We start from the raw sequence: 19,112 nt of genomic DNA on the forward strand, positions 1-19,112 counted from the left end.
TGTGACCGGGAAGGAAAGTGGCTTCCAACCGCGTTAGTGCTCCGCACAGTTTGCAGTTCTGACTTGAGCGCCCACGGGGCTGCCGCACGCGCGCCATCCGTCAGCAGAAATTCTGCGATCGAGCCCGCTTGCGCCGGTGACCAAGGGGCGCTCATGCGGGAATGCATGTTGACGAACCAGACGATGCGAAATCGCGACGCTCGAACTTGTTGCGGCACGCAACCAGGGAGCTGAAACATAGGAGGGGCGACCAGCGAGTTTGAGCCCCCGGGAGAGGATTTGAGGTAACGAAAGAGTCCCCAAGTAATCGACGTAGCCCGATTGAGCTTCCTTCGGCTAGGCTGCCCCCTCAAACAGTGCTACTTCCGAGTTACGTCAATTGGTTCACCGCAAGCGCGATCCGCTCGCACGCGTCCTCTAGCTCCGCAAGTGTGGTGGCATAGGAAAGCCGGAAATACGGCGCCAGCCCGAACGCGGAACCGGGGACGACGGCGACGCCGACGCTGTGGAGGAGATATTGTGTAAACGCCGTATCGCTGTCGATCCGCTGACCATCCGGCGCAACTCTACCAATCAAGGCCGCGCAACTGGCAAAAGTATAGAACGCGCCTTCGGGCATCCGGCAGCCGATACCTTCAATTCTATTCAAAGCGGCCACAACGAAGTCGCGCCGCGCCTGGAACGATCGGCAACGCTCTCTCACGACATCTGCGGGACCATTGAGTGCGGCAACAGCGGCAGCCTGGCTGATCGACGATGGGCAGGACGTTGACTGGCTCTGTACGACTGCCATGGCGCGAATGAGCGCGGCCGGTCCACCCGCGTAGCCAATCCGCCAGCCGGTCATCGAATAGGCTTTGGAAACGCCATTGACCGTGAGGATGCGTGCACGAAGCGAGGGCTCGATCGCGGCGGGTGTCACGAAGCGGAAATTGTCGTAGACAATGTGCTCGTAGATGTCGTCCACCATGAGCCAGACATGCGGATGCGCCATCAACACGTCGAGGATGGGCCGATAAGCAGCCTCCGAATAGGCAGCGCCGGAAGGGTTGGACGGCGAGTTCAATATCACCCAGCGCGTGCGCGGCGTGATTTCCCGTGCGAGATCCTCTGCTGTCAGCCGAAAACCGTTGGCTTCCTGACACGGCACAAGCACGGGTTTGCCGCCCATAATCAGGACGATGTCGGCATAGGTCACCCAGTAAGGCGTCGGGACGATGACCTCATCGCCCGGCTCGAGCGTCCCCATCATCGCGTTAAACAGGATCTGCTTGGCTCCGGCCGAGACCGTGATCTCGTCCTGAGCAAATTCGAGGCCATTGTCGCGCTTGAACTTCGCGCGAATTGCAGCTTTGAGTTCGGGCGTGCCATCGAGGGCGGTATATTTGGTCGCGCCGGCGTCCATCGCCCGCCTCGCCACGTCCTTGACGTAGTCGGGCGTATCGAAATCGGGTTCGCCCGTTCCGAGCGCAATGACGTCCCTGCCCTGCCGCTTCATGTCTGCGGCAAGGCCCGTGATCTTCAGGATATCCGAAACGCCGATCGCCGCCAGACGGCTCGCTGGCCGCAGCAGGGATGCGGCTACTTGAACAGTAGCGTTCACGCCTAATCCTCTCTCACACCACATCGAACTTGACGCCTTGCGCAAGCGGCAACGTCCGGCCGTGATTGATTGTGTTGGTCGCACGGCGCATGTAAGCCTTCCACGCATCCGATCCAGATTCCCGGCCGCCGCCGGTTTCCTTTTCGCCGCCGAAGGCGCCGCCGATCTCGGCGCCGGACGGACCAATGTTGACGTTCGCAATGCCGCAATCGGAGCCGCGCACCGACAGGAAGGCTTCGGCCTCGCGCAGGTCATTGGTGAAGATCGAGGATGACAGGCCCTGCACAACAGCGTTGTGCAGATCGAGCACGGCATCGAAGTCACTGTACTTCATCACGTAGAGAATCGGCGCGAATGTCTCGTGCTCGACCGGACCTGTCTGCGCGGGCATTTCGACCAGCGCCGGCCGCACGTAGTAGGCGTCAGGCGCCCCCTCAATCGCAACACGCTCGCCGCCATGAACGATGCCGCTTGCGGCTTTCGCGGCTTCAAGCGCGCTTTGCATACGGCGATAGGCAGCCGCCTCGATCAGCGGACCAACCAGCGTCTCAGTCTGAAGCGGGTTGCCGATCGTGACTGATGCAAAGGCCCGCTTTAGGGGCGGCACGAAGGAGTCATACACGCTCTCATGCACGAACAGGCGGCGCAGCGTCGTGCAGCGCTGGCCGGCGGTGCCCATGGAAGCAAAGGCGACGCCCCGGAGCGTCAAATCGAGATCGGCGGTCGGCGCGACGATAGCTGCATTGTTGCCGCCGAGTTCGAGGATGGCGCGCGCAAAGCGCTTGGCGAGCCGCGGTCCGACCGCGCGGCCCATCGCCGTCGAGCCGGTGGCCGAGACCAATGCGACGCTGGCGTGATCGACGAGCAGTTCGCCGATCTCGCGGCCGCCAAACAACACTGCCGAGAGACCATCTGGCGCGGTACCGCCCTCCTGCTTGAAGCGCTTGATGGCGCGGTCTAGCAGCACTTGCGTCGCCAGCGCCGTCAATGGTGTCTTCTCCGACGGCTTCCAGACGATGCTGTTGCCGCAGACGAGTGCAAGCGCTGCGTTCCAGGCCCAGACAGCGACTGGGAAATTGAAGGCCGAGATGATTCCGGCGACGCCGAGCGGATGCCAGCTCTCCATCATCCGATGCTCGGTACGCTCGGTCGCGATCGTCAGGCCATAAAGCTGCCGGGACAGCCCAACGGCGAAATCGCAGATGTCTATCATCTCTTGGACTTCGCCAAGACCTTCGGAGATGATCTTGCCAACCTCGATCGAGACCAGCTGACCCAGAGCCTCCTTGTGGACCCGTAACTCTTCACCAAGCAGCCGTACTAGTTCACCACGCTTCGGCGCGGGCACCAGTCTCCAGACGCGGAACGCGGTGTGTGCCGCTTCGATTACCGCGACAGCCTCGCTCGCGCTCGTTTCCTGGACGTCCCCGATGATTTCGCCGGTGATCGGCGTATGCACCTTGAGCGCGCCATCCATATAGTGAGTTCGGTCCACGCCGAGCTCGGCGAGCAGCTCGCCGACGTCACGAGCGAGATCCGAATTGAAGGTTTTCGCTTGTATTTTGGTTGAAGCAGACATGGTGTCTTTCCTAGGGTCGAGCCTTGATTTCAGATGTTCATAGGTGAAGTGGCACCAAGATGTCCGGCCCATCAATCTGCCTGACGTATCGCGCTCGCGATCATGTTCCCGCATAGGCAGAGACGATCTCAGCAGATCCAAGCTGTTTCAGAGCGCGCTCCAACGACGTTCTCTCCGCCTGGGCATAGAGTTCCAGCTCATCATGGACCAAGGCGCCAAGCGCCGCTTCGAACTGAGCCCGGTTGGATTGTGCCGCGTAGTTCTTCTGCTCGTCTGTGCCGAGGTTCGACTGGAATATACCGGCTGCACTGACCGGCAGGAAATCCTCATACACGATGGGATCAAATTGCAAGAGACCATCCGCGATTAATTCGTCGACGGTCGCGGAACGAGCGTCGCAGCGGCTTGATGCGAGCCCGGCCGGAGTAGCTGAATAGCGGAAGAACGCAAGTCTTCGCGAACGCAATTCGGCCCAGTCGTCCGGAAATGATGCGAAGCACTTGGACAGTTCGGCAGCATAGGCCGGCGCATTCGAACCTGCGGCGCTGATCTGAACATCGCAACGGACCGATGCTAGAAGTTCATCATAGAGCCTGCGTCCCTCGGCCGTCAGGGCGGCGCCGCGTTGCTCGATCTCACCGAAGCGTGCAGTGTGCGTCCCAGTAGCGTGTTCGCCCGCACCGCATTTGAACATGACGGGCTCTTCCAACGCCTTGAAACTGGTCTGTCTGAGCAGGATCGGGCACTTGCGACGCGGCGGTCCTTCGATAACCGCTTTGGGCGCAATCCCGCGTCGCGGCATTCCGGCCTGCACGGCGTCGATATCCAGAGTTCGCGGCGTAAGATGATTGATGTGTGGGCCTTTGAAGCTGACGATGTCCGCGATCAGCCGGTGCGCATCGTGCAGCTTTCGATAGGTGTCAACATCCACCGTTGCATCACTGTGCCAGCGAAAAGTCCGCAATGCCTCGCGAACAAACTCTTCCGCTTCCGGCTGCGTCAATCCACCTTCTGTTTCAAACACATCCACAAGCTCGAGAGTACGAGCCGTGAAGATCTGACGAGCAGAAAGTATTCTTTCGGCCTCAGCGCGCAGTGCAAGATCTTCGATCAAGTCGAGCCGGAGTAGCGACGTGAAAACACGAAACGGATTACGGTTAAGTGCAGCCCGGGTCGTCGGGCGAAAGGCCGTGGAATGAACGGGGACACCGGCGATCGAGAGATCGTAATAGCCAACGGGTTGCATACCTAAGACGGAGAATACGCGACGAATGTTGAACAGCTCCTGAGCGGTGCCGAGCCGGATCGCGCCGTGACGTTCGATTCCCAGCCGTTGGATCTCGCAGCTCTGTTCGAGGCTCGCACGCACCTCAGGATCGGCGCTCAAGGTCTCGGCATTGACGTCCGCAACAAGCTCCAGGAGCGCCCCATATTGCGGAACCTCAGCGCGATACATGTCGGACATTGCACGCGAGAACAGGTCACGAATGTCATCCGAATGCGCGTGCCGTGTGGCCATTATTAGCTCCGTTGCTCACATCCGCGCATACTGGGCTGGTATATCTCGCAAAGATTATCCTTGTGTTTTCTAGGCGATCAAACGATCTTTCCTTAAGATGTCATTCTAAACTGGAATGAACATGCATACGCCCCGCCGTTTCCTACCGTCGACCGCGCTGCTGGCTGCTTTTGAGGCCGCGTCACGGACGGGCAGCATCACTCTGGCGGCCAGGGAGCTCAGCTTGACGCAGAGCGCGGTCAGCCGACAGATCAAGCTTCTCGAGGACCAGCTCCAGGTTGAACTCTTTGCCCGCGAGCGGCAGACCATTCGCTTGACGGCCGCGGGCGAGGCTTATGCGAGGGAAATTCGTGAGGCGCTGCGCAAGATCAGCTCCGCTTCCTTCAATCTTCGCGCTAATCCTAAGGGCGGAACACTCAATCTCGCGATACTGCCAACTTTCGGCACGCGTTGGTTGGCGCCGCGACTTCCCAAGTTTCTCTCGCACAATCCAGGCATCACCATCAATCTTGCGACTCGGCTCACCTATTTCGATTTTCGGAGCGAGTCTCTCGACGCGGCCATTCATTTCGGGCCGCGGGACTGGCCCGGCGTTGAGATGGCGCTGCTGCGCTCAGAAGAAGTCGTCCCCGCCTGCAGCTCCGAGTTGAAGAACCAATACAGGTTTCGCACGGCGGCTGATCTCAAGAAGGTACCGCTGCTCAGCATCTCGACACGGCAAAATGCGTGGGATCTGTGGTTCTCGGCGCAGTCCGTAGCTGGTGGGCCCGGACAGACGATGTACTTCGATCAGTTTGCCACCGTTGCCCAGGCAGCAATGGTCGGTGTCGGTGTTGCCCTGCTGCCGACCTTTCTGATCCAGGACGAACTGGCAAGCGGCAAGCTTGTTCGCGCTCTCAACCTGCCCGTGGAAAGCGCCGAGCGATACTATCTGGTGTGGCCGTCCGAGCGATCAACCCACCCACCTCTCATAGTATTTCGCGATTGGCTTCTGGCGGAAAACGCCACCGACCGATGAATAACAGAATAAGCGCGCCGGGCACGCGCCATAGCGGCTCGTTGGGAGCACCCTCTTGAAATTATTGGGGGCGACTCGGCCAGAAGCGAGCACTCGTCAAGGAACGGACAAGGACCAGTATTGAACGAGCGTTGCAACTATACAGAATTCAGCGCATTCTCGCAGAAGCTTGAAAACGTCAAAGGCAGCATGTGCTAGGGCAGGTGGGTTCTGTTGCGTAACTCGCTCGCTGCCAAGCGCGAAAAATCTCGAATGTGCTGCAATCTGACATTCGGGGCGAGGGAAGTCGTTTTCGAGTGGGCGTATATTGGATCAATCCGCTCTTTCAACAGCTTTGTGAGAAATCGGGTACGCCAAATCGCAACGCGCTCTCTCAGAGCCAACATGTTAGCCCTGACACGCGTTAAGGTCGTCAGTTTAGACGTAAGGGACTCAACGCAAGAAATGCGTGGACAGAATAATCGAGGACAGCGTCCGCTCTACCCCTTCGATGGTTCTGATTCTGCCTACCAGTTGATCTAGTTCGGGCATGGAGGGCGCTGCCATCATTGCGATCAAGTCGAAAGAACCGCTCACCGAATGAAGAGCGGTGACTTCGCGCACCTTTTCAAGCGAAGACCTGACCTGCGTCTCCGCCTTTGGCGCAATCGTGATCAGGATGTGTGCCCGGATTAAACTTGAAGAATATTCCTCTGACAGCCGGACACTGTAGCCGGCGATCACCCCTTCTCTCTCCAGCCGCTCGAGCCGGGCCTGAACGGTGGTGCGCGACAAAGACAGTTTCTTCGCCAGCGCCACTACCGGCATCCTGGCATTCTCACTCAAAAGCGCGAGCAGTTCTCTGTCTTTAGCGGTGGGAAGCACAGGTGTTTTCGCAGATTGTCGCTTTGGGTGGTCAATCTGACCAAAAATATACGCCGAAATGCACAGTGTGTCGCTATAATTCGACTACTCCCCACCTAAACTCATAAAAATCTAAACACAAAGGGGGAATTAGAGATGCAGGTCCTAGTCATTGGCGCAGGCAAAATTGGCGGCGCGATCGCCTCTATGCTTGGCGACACCGGCGACTACAAGGTCGACATTGCTGACCGCAGCGCCGAGCAGCTTGCCAAGATCGATCGCCATCCGGCGGTCTCGACCGCAACACTAGACATCACTGATCATAGGAGTGTAGTGGCCGCCCTCAACGGCAAATTCGCGGTGCTCTCGGCCGCTCCGTTTCATCTAACAGGGAAGATCGCCGAGGCTGCGCGAGAGGCAAACGTGCACTATCTCGATCTGACCGAGGATGTTGCAACGACCAAGAAAGTGGAGGCACTGGCGCAAAATGGTAACACGGCGTTCATCCCTCAATGTGGTCTGGCGCCCGGCTTCGTTTCCATCGTGGCTAACGATTTGGCATCGCGTTTCGACAGCCTCGACAGCGTGCGTATGCGCGTGGGTGCGCTGCCGCAATATCCTTCAAACGCACTCAACTACAATCTGACCTGGAGCACCGACGGGCTGATAAACGAATATATCGAACCGTGCGAAGCCATCCTGGAGGGTAAACTCGTGAATGTGCCAGCCCTGGAGGAGCGAGAGGAGTTTTCTCTAGATGGTGTGACCTATGAAGCGTTCAACACTTCCGGCGGCCTCGGCACGCTTGCCAAGACGCTGGAGGGCAAGGTGCGCAACATGAACTACCGCACCATTCGTTATCCGGGTCATCAGGGAATTATCAAGGCGCTGCTCAACGACCTCAATCTGAGAAACCGGCGTGATGTTCTGAAGGATCTGTTCGAAAATGCCATTCCTGCAACAATGCAGGATATTGTTGTCGTGTTCGTTACCGTTTGTGGCTGGCGCGATGGACGTTATTTGCAAGAAACATACGCGAACAAGGTCTACGCTGGAACTGTTGCTGGACGAAAAATGAGCGCCATTCAAATCACGACGGCGGCGGGCATTGCTGCTGTCTTCGATCTTCTGGCGCAGGGGCGGCTTCCAACCAAAGGCTTTGTACGACAGGAGCAGATCGCATTGACGGACTTCCTGCAGAACCGGTTCGGTCAAGTCTACAATCCCGACGCGATTCGAATGAGGCTGGTCGGATAGATAGCTTGCAAATGGGGTTCCTCTCAGCTGGCGAAGCGGCCCGAGGCCAGTGACGGCCGTTGGCGATAAGTCCCGGCAACGGCCTCGCCCGGCTCGGCCGGCAAATGCGCCAAGCCCGTCTGCTCGGCAAGCCGACGACCGACAGTGTCGAGCTCGCGATTGCGCAGGGTACCGAATCAGCTTGCGGCCAAGGGTGACCTTGTCGCCGTCGCGGCGGGCAAGCCCCTGCTCCGCCAGCACGTCGATCCGCCGATCGAGCGCCGCGCGGACCTCCGCACCAAAGCCGGCCCGCGAGATATCGACGGGTTCACGAGCGACCAGGCGCCGGTCGAGCCAGGTCGCCCCTTCCGCCGCCACTTGCTGGTCAAGATTGAAGTCCGAGCGGACGGCCAGCGCGATCCGCTGCCGGCCCCTTGCATCCTCGAAGCGCCGCATCTCCACGATGCCGCCGATGGCTCCATCGCCAGCCGCATCGAGGTCCGGCAGCTTCAGATGATGCACGCGGCCATCGATGCCGTCGACGACCGCGAAGGCGGAGCCCCGGAGTTCATTATCGAGCCCGCGAGCGATGAGGCGACCGATCACGGGTTCGCCGTGGCGTTCACCTTCGAGTGCCCAGGACGAAGGTCCGCGCGTGGCGCCATCCCTGGTAAGGCTCTTGTGCAGCCGCTTGATAATGTCGCCACGCTCGCCAAGCTCTCGCAGGCGCTGCTCTGCATCTGCCGGCAGCACCCAGCGCGCCGGACCGGCTGGGTCAGCCAAGCCGAGCTGCTCGAGTTTACGCATCCTTCCGATCCGCATTTCCCGCAACGGGTCTCGCACGGCTTGCCCGTCCGGTCTCAGGTCAACGACCCCGTCCGCCGCCCCGGCTTGCCGGGCCAGCACCCGGTCGAGCCGCGTCCAGCGTTCGACAGTCACCTCTGCCTCGAGACGCTGGCGGATTTCAAGCTCTGACCGCGGGCCGAGCTCACGGGTGACGAGATCGGCAGCGCGGGCACGCAGGCCGGTGGAGATATAATCGCGGCTGATGACGAGGTCCTCTCCGTCCTCGTCACGGCCCCTCACAAGGATGTGGATATGCGGGTGCTCGGTATTCCAATGATCGACCGCCACCCAGTCGAGCCTGGTGCCGAGACCACGCGAGGCCTGATCCATGAGCTCGCGGGTAAAGCTCCGCAAGCTCCCGAGCTCGCCGGCATCATCGGGCGAGACGATGAACCGGAAATGATGCCGGTCGTCTTCACAACGCTCGGCAAAGGCGCGGCCAGCGGCCTCATCGCTGGAGGCGTCAAACAGTCTGCCGGGCTGCCCATCCCGGGTCACCCCATCGCGCTGAAGGTAACCGATATGGGCACGCAGCGCGCCCGGCGAACGCATGCGGCGCACCACCCGCGCCTTGACCATGGCACCGCGGGTGCTGTTGTTCAGGAGCTTTGAGGCGGCAAGGCTCGCCGCGCGGCCGCGTCCGAAGGTACGCCCCCGCCTCTGGCTGCCGCGTGAGAGGCCGCCGGCTTTCTGTGCAGCCTTGAGCGCCTGCGCCAGGAACGATTTGGCTCGCGGTGCGCGCGTCGAGCGGATGCGGCCGGGCCGGATGCGAAAATCGTCTTTTTTTGACATCGCAAGCTCACAGGGTGTCGAAAGTTGAGCAACGATGATGGGTTGCTCCAAATCGCAAGTTGCGCGGGATGGTCCGCAATGTTTGCAAGATCACTGATTTTGAAGGCTCTCCCTGCCCGACCGACCGCGCGCACCTTGCGCCTTTTATCCTGCCGTCTTAATCGGTCGTGTCGTCTCTCTGATCTTAGCCATTCTCGCTTCCTTTCTCGCTTACGACAAGCCGCTCTGATCCACGCCATGACACGATGCGCCGCGATGGTCATGAGTCCTGATGCGCCGTGCAGTCTTCCGCGCTCAGCGACGGCACAAGGTCGCTTCAGCAAGGCAGCGCGGACGCCGTCGCGGCGCATCTTTCCATCGGTGTGACGGAGCCACATCACAGGCAATCCGGCGCGATCGGTCGGCATCCGAAGATGCATCGTCGCAGGCAAGATAACGTGCGTTCCGTCGTCTTTGTGCTGCACCAGTCCTCATCCGCTCACCGCGGAGCTCCATGTTCAGGTCGCGGCCATCGCCGCCTCGGTCCCAGCTCGAGAGATCACGCAGCTCATGCGTAAACTCCGAGCAATTTGCGCTGCTTGGCGGCGGTTTCGGCGCGCGTCTGCGCCGCAGATGTGTCCGGATCGCCGCAATAGAACGTGCCGGTGGTCCACATCGCATGCATGATCACGGCCAGCTTGCGCGCCACCGCCACCGTCGCCTTGCGGTGCGAGGCGCGCTTGGCCAGGGCCAGACCCCAGGTCTTGACTTTGTCCTTTTTCTTGTAGCGCGTCAGCAAGGCACTCGCCGCCTCGTACAGCGCGCGCCGCACGTCGCCGTCACCGGCCTTGCTGATCCGGCCCTTGACGTCGATCGAGGAGCCGGACTGCCAGCGTCGCGAGGTCAGGCCAAAATACGCCGCCACGTCGCGCGAACGCTTGAAGCGCGAGGGATCGTCGACCGCCGTCATGAAGCTCAACGCCGCGATCGGACCGACGCCTGGAATCTGCATGAAGCGCCGGCACAGCTCGTGCCCGGCAACCAGCCGCACCACCAAATCGTGCAGCCGGCAATACTCCTTCCACAGCGCCGCCCGCGCGTTCAGCATGGCGTCAATCAGCTCACTGACCAGCGCATCGTGCGCCACCGCCTCGCGCACCACTTGCGCAAAGCCGCCCCGCCCGACCCGGTTCAGGCGGATGCCAAACACCTTGAGCGAATGCCGGATGGCATTCTCAAGATCCAGAAACTTGCGCTTCAAATTGCGCCGGTGTGTCAATAACAGCCGCAGCCGGTAGCAGGCTTCGCTCTTGATATGTGCCCGTCTGAACCAGCCGGTGCGCATGATGTGGGCAATGCCGAGCGCGTCCGCCTTGTCGGTCTTGTTGCGCTGCGCCTTCAGCGCTGCACGCACGTGCAAGGTTTCCAGACAGACTGCCGGCAGGCCGAGCTTGAGCAGTTCCGGATGCAGCCAGGGCGACAGCGAGCCCGCCTCGTGGCCGAGCCGCCGTAGCCGGCCGAGATACGGCGTCAACGCCGCCTTGATCGCGTCCGGATCGGTCACCACCGCAACCTCCAGCGCCACCTGGCCCTTGTCATCCACCACGCAGATTGCCGTCTCGTCCATGCCGACATCCAAACCACAGAAGAATTCCATCACACGCCTCCCGCGTTGCTGAGGCGGCGCAGTTTGCGGCTTCTTCATCGCGCAAGCCACTTGATCTGCCGCCGCAACGCCCGGAGCAGGCCGATTACGGGCGGCCGTCCCGCTACCCTCCTCGCAGTCTCGTCGGTCACTGGTTCCCAAAGTCCGACTTCCAAGCAAATAGACGCTCGGTGCTTGCGGCGATTTGCGACAAAATGCAGTTCGGGTCATTGCGGTCGATCCTTCAATTGCGCCTTCCCGAACACGTCGGCTGGTGGCCGCTTCATTGCGAAATAGCCGCTGCGACTGGCCAGTCGATTTGCAAAGCCGCCGCCGTTTGCGAGCGAAGCGAGCGCTTGCGATAGCGATCGTCACCCGAAGGGCCGAGACACCCGAAAGGGTGGCTCGGTGAGGAGCGAAGCGACGAGTAGAGCGCGGGCCGAAGGCATCGCCCATATGCCACTCATATGTCACCAGTACGTTACAATCGCACTCCTTTAGCGAACCCTTACCGGCGTGAGCGAGTGCCCCATGACTAAACCCGAAAGTATTGGCGTCATGATCCTTCTGCCGCGTTTCGAATGCAAACCAAATGTCCGTCATGGCCCGCCAGCTAACATTAGAAAGGCTTGCGGCTGATATCACCAGCTGTCCGATGTGCGGCCGCCGGACGCTTAAGACCTGGCCTATGCTCTCTGCCATCCGCGCTCCAGACTGCAGGAACCTGCGACAGCCCGCGGCCACATGCGATGACATCATTGCTGCCGCACGTTGGCTGAACGAGGCACGAACAGATCGACTGCGTGAGATCCAAGTGCAAATGAACTTGCAACAGGCGCCTCTTTTGACGGCCCCAGCGATTGCTGACCCGATGCCGATGAACCGGCAGCCAATGAGCTGCCGGATATGCGAACGAATACGCGCGCCTGCCGCCAATCGGCCGCTTGTCTGACGTCCGCACGACCCCGCCCTGCGCCATGAGTGCCTAGCAACTCCGTTAGACGCAGGACGTAAACTTGCGTTTCATGCGGGAGCGGCCGTGCGGTCACCAAGTGTTCCTCGTATCGCTTCGGACCAGCGTTATAGGCGGCGAGAAAGCCTTCCGATCCAAGGCGATCGAGCATCTCGCGAAGATACGCCGTCCCGGCCATGATGTTGTCGTGAGGATCAAACGGATCGAGGCCAAGGCCGTATCGAACGCTCAATTCGACTCAGGTCTGCGGCATGATTTGCATCAATCCCAGTGCTCCGCGCGCCGATATCGCATGCGCATTGCCGCCGCTCTCGACCTCGATAACTTTCAGGATCCAGTCCTCCGGGATCTTAAACCGCTCCGCGGCTTCGGACACCGAGGCGGCATTTGCCCCGACACCAGCAGCGCTCGAGACGAGGCGAGATTCTGCGCGTTGAGCGGGTTCTGCGCCGGCGAATGAGGGCAATCCGAGCGTTAGCAGGACGTCGAGACAGCAAGCAATCATGACGAGCTGCAGCTGGCGCCTGGCCGGTAAGGAGAAGAGGCCTGGCTCCCGCCCTCGCGGCAGGATCGAGCGAGAGATATGCCTGCGGAGCTTCGCCAGTATAACGGGAAGGCAGGACAAGCATTGGCGCAGGCAAGACGGCTTGGTGACCAGCGAACCCAGGAATTCGGACAAGATCACTCCTCCCTCGTCCATACCGGCAGCGCCTGTCCTGCCACCGCAGACCGCGCGATCGGCCCGAAATAGCGGCCGTCGAGCGAGTCGGGCGATTGCCAGTTCATGAGAAAGACCTCGTCCTGTGCAATCACCCGGCAGCCCTGCCAGGCTGGCAGCGGCCGGCCGCGAGCATCGCGCTCGCGTGCCTCGCCCATCTCGATGTTGTCGACGATAATTGTGCGCCCCGTCCTGCACACGGTTTGTCCCGGCAAAGCCAGAACGCGTTTGAGCATCGGAACACCGAGGGGCAAATACCCGTTGAAATCGAGAAAGCTTGCCAGCGGCTCGGGCGGGCGAACGGCGACGAGTTCGGTGACCTCCAACGCTCCCACTTCCTGCAGGCGATAGAGTCCGATCGGAACGCTATCTGATGTGTTCCAGATGTAGAATGGTGTTGGGCGCTTGCCCGAAGAAAGCGCGAAAGCCGTGGCCACACACATCGCCAGAATGACCGGGTTCCGTGTCATCTGGCCTCGATCAGTTGCAGGACACGCTCCACGGTGAAAGCCTGCTGCGGTTGTCCGGCTGGCCAAAGGTGATGGGTTCTCGTTGACAGAGAGGCGGTTGTGCACACGTGGTGCCAATATTCCGGCGCGGCGGCGCGCAAGATGTCGACACGAGACAGCACGGTCCCGAAGTCATTGGTGCTCCAACGCACGAATGCAAAGATACTGCCCGGCGCGAACGACATGACGCGCCGATGACCGTCAATGATCTCCTCGGAGGCGGCCCGGCCGAACCGGATCCGGTTCTCGATCCGTTTGTCGAGCCATAGGAGTTCAACACTGGTATGGTCGCTCATCTAACGACCATCCCGATTGTCAGCTGGGATCTGTGAGACAGGCCGCCGCACCATGGAGGCGCATGGCAAGCGCTCCGGCTGGACGCCCCAACTGAAGCTTGAACGCATCCGTGCTGCCGAGGTCCGGCAGGCCGGCGCGCTCCGCTGTGAAGTCAATGTTGGCGTACGATCTTGTGAATCGCTTCTTCCGCATTGGCGATCGGGCGCCGGTTCGAGGCTTGCGAACCGAGGACCGATCGCCTCTCTACAGCGCGATCCGCGTCGATCGTTACAACTTGGAGCGAAAAGCTTTTGCGTAAAGTTCGGCTCCGGGCTTGCAATTCCTGACCGCAAGGCATCGGGCGATTCCGCCGGACCTGGGACGGTCCGTGACGCCGTTGTCGTTTTCCCTTGAATCCGAGTCCGGCGCGGGCGGAAGGTTGAGTCTTTGCAAGCGTTTGGGCATCGTCCGTTTTCCCTTGAATCATAGACTGGGTCCTTAAATCGTGGACTGACTGCAACGTCTGGGCGTAGACTCGCCTTGCACGATGGTGAGTCGGAGGGGGCGGTGAGACGCATCCCACTCAGTCGGCGTTCGCACGTCACGGGCTTTCGGCCGGTCGATGGGGATGCGGTCGAGCATGAGAGCGCGCTCGAACGTGACTTCGTGCTTCTAGTGGCCTTCCTCGATCCCGGCGCGACGATCACCTCGCAACCAGTTACGATTTGGTTTGACGACGGCGCGCGGAGGCGACGGTACACGCCAGATTTCCGCGTGAGCTGGAGCAGCGGCGGTACCGAGCTGGTGGAGGTGAAGTACCCGCTGATCTGCGTGCGCAGTGGGCACGACTGAGACCAGGCTTCGTCGCAGCTCGAGAAGCAGCCGAGAAGGAAGGCGGACGCTTCCGGATCGCCACGGAGCGCGCCATTCGCGCGCCGATACTCGATAACGCCAGGCGATTGCTCCCGCTGCGCGGCACGCCGCTTGATCCGGCCATATCCGAGCAAGCATTAAAGATTGCCGAGTCGCTTAGCGAACCAACCTTCGCGAGGATCGTCGACGCGATGCCGTGTGAACGTGGTGCAGCTTTAAGCGCAGTTTGGCGGCTAATCGCGCACGGTGTGTTCAGCGTCGACCTTACCGCGCCGATACGGTCCGGCTCACCGGTGAGGCCAGCATGACCCACACCGCAAGTACGACCGATCTCGCGGACGTGTCTGCTGCCGATTGGTGCGAAGCGCGGCGCCGCTTCGAGGTCGTCCGCGCGCTGGCCGAGATCCCCGAGCGGTCGCGAAGCGATGCTGAGGCGGCAGCCGAGAGGCTGGGCTGCAGCACATCTTTTGTCTATCGGCTGCTGGCGCGCTATCTCGCCGATGCACGCGTCACCAGCCTGTTGCCGGGACGTCGCGGCCGGCGGCAGGGACAGCTCGTGCTGCCGGCCGAGGTTAACGAGGTGGTTGAGGCCACGATCAACGAGGTGTTCCTCAGTCGCCAGCGGCCGCGCGTCAGTGATCTCGTCATTGAGGTGCAGCGCCGCTGCCGGGCGTTGGGCTTGCCGAAGCCCAGCCGGAAGGCGATCAGCTTGCGGATAGGTCAGCGCAAGTCGGCCGACGTCGTGGCAAGGCGCTTCGGGCGGAAGGTTGCGCGCGACCGCTTCGCATCCGCGACCGGCTCGCTGACTGCGCCTTGGCCCCTGGCTCTGGTCCAGATCGACCACACGCTGGTGGATGTAATCGCGGTCGACAGCATCACGCGACAGCCGATTCAACGGCCTTGGTTGACCATCGCAATCGACGTTCATTCGCGGTGTGTTGCGGGCTTCCACTTGGCGCTCGAAGCGCCGTCTGCGACCTCGGTTGCACTGTGCATCGCGCACACAGCTCTGCCGAAGGCTGGATGGCTGATGGCGCGCAGCGTCGCCGGTGAATGGCCAGTCGAGGGGCTGCCCGAGCGACTGCACCTCGACAATGCCAAGGAGTTTCACTCGGAGGCCTAGAGGCGGGGATGCGAGCAGTACGGCATCGCAGTGGATTACCGTCCCGTGCGAACGCCCCACTACGGCGGACACATCGAGCGGCTGATCGGGACAATGATGGGCAAGGTCCACCTGCTCCCCGGCACCACATTCTCGGACATCCGCGCCAAGGGCGACTGGAAGCCGGAAGACACGGCCGTGATGACGCTCGATGAGATCGAGCAATGGCTCGCCCACGCAATTGTCGGCGTCTATCACCACGATCTGCATCGCGGAATCGGTACGACGCCGATTGCGGCCTGGCAGCGCGGCATCCTGGGTGACGGTCAGACGCCGGGTCGAGGAACGCCGACCCGCGTGAACGATCCACGTCGTTGCCTGATCGATTTTCTGCCGATGGATCGCCGGCTTGTCCGTCGAGAAGGCGTATTTCTGCACTCGATCGGCTATTGGTCCGACGTGCTGCGGACCTGGGTTGGCGAACAGGAACGCATGATCATCCGCTATGATCCGCGCAATCTCAGCCGCATCTACCTGCTCGCGCCCGATGGGCACTACTACGACCTGAGCTACCGTGACCTGCGACGTCCGCCGATCAGCCTCTGGGAACATCGGCTGGCGCTGAAGCGATTGCGCGAGGAAGGCCGCGAACAGGTCGATGAGGATGCCATCTTCGCCGCGATTGATGTGATGCGCGGCATCGCGGACCGCGCCAGCGCAACGACGAAGACCGCGCGTCGCCAACACGAACGGCGCCGTCGGCTCGACGCTGTCGCAACGGAACGACAGCCGGCAGGAGTCGTAACGGAACCAACCGCACCCGTCGGACCGCTGCCCCAGATCAGCGCCTGTTTAAGAACGTTGAGGAATGGACATGAGCAATTCCTCTTACCCGCATCTACTCCCTCAGCTGCAGTCGTTAGCAGATGCGCCCGCCGAGATTCGCATCCAACGCATCCGAGCAGATCGATGGATCGGTTACGCACGGGCAGAAGCCGCCCTGGCGGCAATGGAGGACCTGCTGACCTTCCCGAAGCGAACCCGCATGCCGAACCTGCTGCTGGTCGGGCCCAGCAACAACGGAAAGACCAAGATCATCGAGAAGTTCAGACGTGACCAATTGCGCGGCGCGCCGGGAGCTTTCGAAGGCGCAATTTCCGTGCCGGTCTTGAACGTCCAGATGCCGCCTGCACCGGACGAACGTCGGTTCTTTGCCGCGGTGCTGGAGGCGCTCGGTGCACCTGATCGCAACAACGAACGATTGGCCGCGAAGCAGGACACGGCGATGCGGATGCTGCGCGCGACCGACGTGCGCCTGCTCGTCATCGACGAAGCACATAACATCCTGTCGGGTTCACGGTCACAGCAACGCCGCTTCCTCAACCTGCTGCGCTGGCTTGGTAACGAACTGCAGATTCCGCTTATCGCGGCAGGAACCGCGGAGGCTTGGCGCGCGATCCAGAGTGATGACCAACTCGCCAACAGATTTACTCCTTTCAGTCTTCCGCCACGGCAATACGACGCAGAGTATTTGCGGCTGCTCAACACACTGGAAGCGATGCTGCCGCTCCGCGAGCGATCGGGCATGGAAGAGCAGGTTTTCGCGCAAAAGGTATTGAACGCCGCTGAGGGTATTCTCGGCGAAGTCGTCTGTCTGATCACGACAGCCGCGGCCGCAGCCGTCGCTGCCGGCGAAGAACGCATTCGCATCGAAAGAATCGACGACATCGGCTTCATTCCTCCACGGGAGCGCCGACGTGTCGCCGGCTGACATCTTCGAGGTTGAGCTCTGGGAGCATGCGGCGGTCAGCCCGCTGCCGTTGCGCGCGTTCGTCGCACCGCTGCCGGATGAAGCATTGCCATCCTGGCTCTTGCGCTACGCTCAGCCGTTTGCGGTTGCCCCGGATGCCCTGCTGCTCGGTGATGGCGAGCGGAATCGAGCGAATCACCCAGATTGGTGGCGCAAGCCTGATCCGCTCGTAGTCGCGGCGCTTGCCCGCGGGACTGGCGTATCGAGCGGACGGATTCGTTCGCTCACTTTCGCCGACTGGCCGGATGACGGGCATGCTGACGCCATGCCGGAGCGGTTTAGTCGGCAGCGCTTCGTTTCGGAGCGGCCGTCGCATCAGCCGCGGCGGATAGGCGTCTGTCCCGACTGCCTCGCCGAAGACGAGGCTCCTTATGTTCGGCGGACATGGACAATTAGCTGGCTGGTAGCCTGTCCGACCCATGGCACGGTATTGCTGCGGACCTGTCCCGAGTGCGGAGCGAAGCTGCGGCTGCCCGGACTGTCGAGTACTGCGCATTTTGCGCCGGACAGATGTCAGCGCTGCGCCCACCGGTTGGCCCGCGCCGCGAGCGAGTCGCCACGGAGCCGGTATTGCGATTTCAGCGACGTGTTCTTGAAGGTCGGCCAGGCGGAGCAATCGATTTGCCCGGGATCGGCCAAATCAGCTGGTCTGTGGCCGTGGCTCTGTTCGACGCCCTGCTCGGCGCGGTGTGGATCGATAGCAAGGCGGCCGCGCGCGAGGTGCAGTTCGCGCGGATCGCTCGGGATTTGGGCGCAGCATCGGCTGGCGAGCCGGCCGAGGCCTATCAAGGCCTGGCGATCCTGGCATGGATGTTTGAAGCCTGGCCAATGCGAACACAGGCGGCGCTTGCAATGTTGCGTGCCGTGCGCCCTCGCCGACAGATGCAGCGCTGGCCCGCACTTGATCCGGCGATACGCGGTCAAGTGGAGGCGTTGTTCCTGGCAGCCTGGCCGGACGAACGGAACAACGGCGAACGCGGCTGGTGGCGCGGCTGGATCGATGACTTGCCGGAGACTGGCGACGAGCTGCGCGCTCAGGCGGCGCGCGAGCGGCTGGCACATCGTCGCGCTCGGCTTATGGCGATAGCCGATGTGCGTGATGGCTTGTCGGTCGAGGCTACCGCAGAAGTCGCCGATGTACGCCCGCGCACCTTGTATCGCTGGATCAAGCGCGGCGCACAGGGAGGGCTCGAGGCTGCGCTCGAACGACCAAGCGGACAGCTCTCGGGACCGCAAGCCTCTGAGCTTGCCGATTGGATCGCCACAGCCTCGCCCGATGGGCCGCGCTGGCGGACAGATCGCGTGCAGAACGAAGCTATGCGTCGCTTCGGAGTCGAGATCACGATCTATGTCGCGGATCGACTGCTGCGCATGCACGGTCCGTGGCGACGCCGCAGGATTCTCTTGCGAAGGAGACTGACCGTTGCGCCGAGTTCTGCAAGCGACATGGCTATGGCGATCTCGCCAGAAAAACTGGCCGTCCGCGCGAGCAGTTCTTGGTTACCAGCGATGTCGCAACCGTCCTCGCCTATAACTCAGAGTTCCGTGGATTTGCGAACTACCATTCGTTTGCTGATGACATCAAGGGCGCCTTGGGGCTGTTGGAGCTTGTTGTGTTCCGTAGCCTCGTGAAGACGCTGGCGATGCGACATCGGACGACGAGAGCGAGAACCATGGCGCGTCTGTGGAATGGTACGGACTACGAGGTCAGCTCTGTGGTCCGTGGTAAGCTTCGCAGCATCAAGCTGTGGAGGTTGAAGCATCTGACCCAAACCTACTGAACAAGTCCTG

The 19,112-nt window shown here is 61.4% G+C and carries 15 protein-coding genes and 5 pseudogenes; 10 read left to right on the forward strand and 10 right to left on the reverse strand.

Going from position 1 to position 19,112, the window contains the following annotated elements; genetic code table 11:
* Window positions 1-370: 370 nt before the first annotated feature.
* The 3 genes from ACVWYQ_RS17040 to hglS all read right to left on the reverse strand — a co-directional run bounded on the left by ACVWYQ_RS17040 (window position 371) and on the right by hglS (window position 4,701).
* Window positions 371-1,603, reverse strand: a complete 1,233-nt coding sequence (locus tag ACVWYQ_RS17040; RefSeq protein ID WP_456726057.1) for a pyridoxal phosphate-dependent aminotransferase — start codon at window positions 1,601-1,603, stop codon at window positions 371-373.
* Between the two features lie 13 nt (window positions 1,604-1,616).
* A complete protein-coding gene (amaB, locus tag ACVWYQ_RS17045; protein WP_456726058.1) occupies window positions 1,617-3,182 on the reverse strand; it encodes an L-piperidine-6-carboxylate dehydrogenase in 1,566 nt (521 codons plus the stop codon).
* A 100-nt stretch (window positions 3,183-3,282) separates the two neighbouring features.
* Complete coding sequence (gene hglS, locus ACVWYQ_RS17050; protein WP_456726059.1) at window positions 3,283-4,701, reverse strand: 2-oxoadipate dioxygenase/decarboxylase HglS; 1,419 nt, start codon at window positions 4,699-4,701, stop codon at window positions 3,283-3,285.
* A gap of 115 nt (window positions 4,702-4,816) precedes the next feature.
* On the opposite strand from hglS, the gene ACVWYQ_RS17055 reads away from it, so the two are divergent.
* Complete coding sequence (locus ACVWYQ_RS17055; protein ID WP_456726060.1) at window positions 4,817-5,719, forward strand: LysR family transcriptional regulator; 903 nt, start codon at window positions 4,817-4,819, stop codon at window positions 5,717-5,719.
* Between the two features lie 432 nt (window positions 5,720-6,151).
* Here ACVWYQ_RS17055 and ACVWYQ_RS17060 read toward each other — a convergent pair whose 3' ends face one another.
* Complete coding sequence (locus ACVWYQ_RS17060) at window positions 6,152-6,583, reverse strand: Lrp/AsnC family transcriptional regulator (protein WP_456726061.1); 432 nt, start codon at window positions 6,581-6,583, stop codon at window positions 6,152-6,154.
* Between the two features lie 135 nt (window positions 6,584-6,718).
* Here ACVWYQ_RS17060 and ACVWYQ_RS17065 point away from each other — a divergent pair, with 135 nt between their 5' ends.
* The gene (locus ACVWYQ_RS17065; protein WP_456726062.1) at window positions 6,719-7,819 is read left to right on the forward strand and encodes a saccharopine dehydrogenase C-terminal domain-containing protein; all 1,101 of its coding nucleotides are present in this window, start codon (window positions 6,719-6,721) and stop codon (window positions 7,817-7,819) included.
* A gap of 23 nt (window positions 7,820-7,842) precedes the next feature.
* On the opposite strand, the gene ACVWYQ_RS17070 is transcribed toward ACVWYQ_RS17065, so the two are convergent.
* Window positions 7,843-7,932 carry a hypothetical protein gene (locus ACVWYQ_RS17070; RefSeq protein WP_456726063.1) on the reverse strand — a complete coding sequence of 30 codons (90 nt, stop codon included), beginning with the start codon at window positions 7,930-7,932 and terminating at the stop codon, window positions 7,843-7,845.
* A 118-nt stretch (window positions 7,933-8,050) separates the two neighbouring features.
* Window positions 8,051-8,974, reverse strand: a pseudogene (locus ACVWYQ_RS17075) (DUF3363 domain-containing protein); the annotation flags it as partial.
* On the opposite strand from ACVWYQ_RS17075, the gene ACVWYQ_RS17080 reads away from it, so the two are divergent.
* The gene (locus ACVWYQ_RS17080; RefSeq protein ID WP_456726064.1) at window positions 8,897-9,256 is read left to right on the forward strand and encodes a hypothetical protein; all 360 of its coding nucleotides are present in this window, start codon (window positions 8,897-8,899) and stop codon (window positions 9,254-9,256) included. The pseudogene ACVWYQ_RS17075 and the gene ACVWYQ_RS17080 overlap by 78 nt on opposite strands.
* A gap of 727 nt (window positions 9,257-9,983) precedes the next feature.
* Here ACVWYQ_RS17080 and ACVWYQ_RS17085 read toward each other — a convergent pair.
* The 4 genes and pseudogenes from ACVWYQ_RS17085 to ACVWYQ_RS17100 all read right to left on the reverse strand — a co-directional run.
* Window positions 9,984-11,072, reverse strand: a complete 1,089-nt coding sequence (locus ACVWYQ_RS17085; protein WP_456727172.1) for an IS110 family RNA-guided transposase — start codon at window positions 11,070-11,072, stop codon at window positions 9,984-9,986.
* Window positions 11,073-11,815: 743 nt separating this feature from the next.
* Window positions 11,816-12,733 (reverse strand): annotated as a pseudogene (locus ACVWYQ_RS17090) (lytic transglycosylase domain-containing protein).
* A complete protein-coding gene (locus tag ACVWYQ_RS17095; RefSeq protein ID WP_456727173.1) occupies window positions 12,715-13,221 on the reverse strand; it encodes a S26 family signal peptidase in 507 nt (168 codons plus the stop codon). Before ACVWYQ_RS17095 ends, ACVWYQ_RS17090 begins: the two are co-directional and overlap by 19 nt.
* Before the next feature lie 30 nt (window positions 13,222-13,251).
* Window positions 13,252-13,556 (reverse strand): annotated as a pseudogene (locus tag ACVWYQ_RS17100) (DUF2840 domain-containing protein); the annotation flags it as partial.
* A gap of 547 nt (window positions 13,557-14,103) precedes the next feature.
* Here ACVWYQ_RS17100 and ACVWYQ_RS17105 point away from each other — a divergent pair.
* The 7 genes and pseudogenes from ACVWYQ_RS17105 (at window position 14,104) to ACVWYQ_RS17135 (ending at window position 19,102) form a co-directional block, all read left to right on the forward strand.
* Complete coding sequence (locus ACVWYQ_RS17105) at window positions 14,104-14,388, forward strand: Tn7 transposase TnsA N-terminal domain-containing protein (protein WP_456726065.1); 285 nt, start codon at window positions 14,104-14,106, stop codon at window positions 14,386-14,388.
* 325 nt (window positions 14,389-14,713) lie between these two features.
* Window positions 14,714-15,532 (forward strand): hypothetical protein, encoded by an 819-nt coding sequence (locus ACVWYQ_RS17110; RefSeq protein WP_456726066.1) that lies wholly within the window; start codon window positions 14,714-14,716, stop codon window positions 15,530-15,532.
* Window positions 15,533-15,907: 375 nt separating this feature from the next.
* Window positions 15,908-16,054 (forward strand): annotated as a pseudogene (locus ACVWYQ_RS17115) (Mu transposase C-terminal domain-containing protein); the annotation flags it as partial.
* Between the two features lie 331 nt (window positions 16,055-16,385).
* Entirely contained in the window at window positions 16,386-17,282 is an 897-nt protein-coding gene (locus ACVWYQ_RS17120) for a TniB family NTP-binding protein (protein WP_456726067.1), read from the forward strand.
* On the forward strand, window positions 17,269-18,408 hold the full coding sequence (locus ACVWYQ_RS17125) for a TniQ family protein (RefSeq protein ID WP_456726068.1): 1,140 nt from the start codon (window positions 17,269-17,271) through the stop codon (window positions 18,406-18,408). Before ACVWYQ_RS17120 ends, ACVWYQ_RS17125 begins: the two co-directional genes overlap by 14 nt.
* Window positions 18,399-18,530, forward strand: a pseudogene (locus ACVWYQ_RS17130) (helix-turn-helix domain-containing protein); the annotation flags it as partial. The gene ACVWYQ_RS17125 and the pseudogene ACVWYQ_RS17130, both read left to right, overlap by 10 nt.
* Before the next feature lie 173 nt (window positions 18,531-18,703).
* On the forward strand, window positions 18,704-19,102 hold the full coding sequence (locus ACVWYQ_RS17135; protein ID WP_456726069.1) for a group II intron reverse transcriptase/maturase: 399 nt from the start codon (window positions 18,704-18,706) through the stop codon (window positions 19,100-19,102).
* Window positions 19,103-19,112: the final 10 nt, after the last annotated feature.

This window comes from Bradyrhizobium sp. USDA 3397, assembly GCF_054060965.1.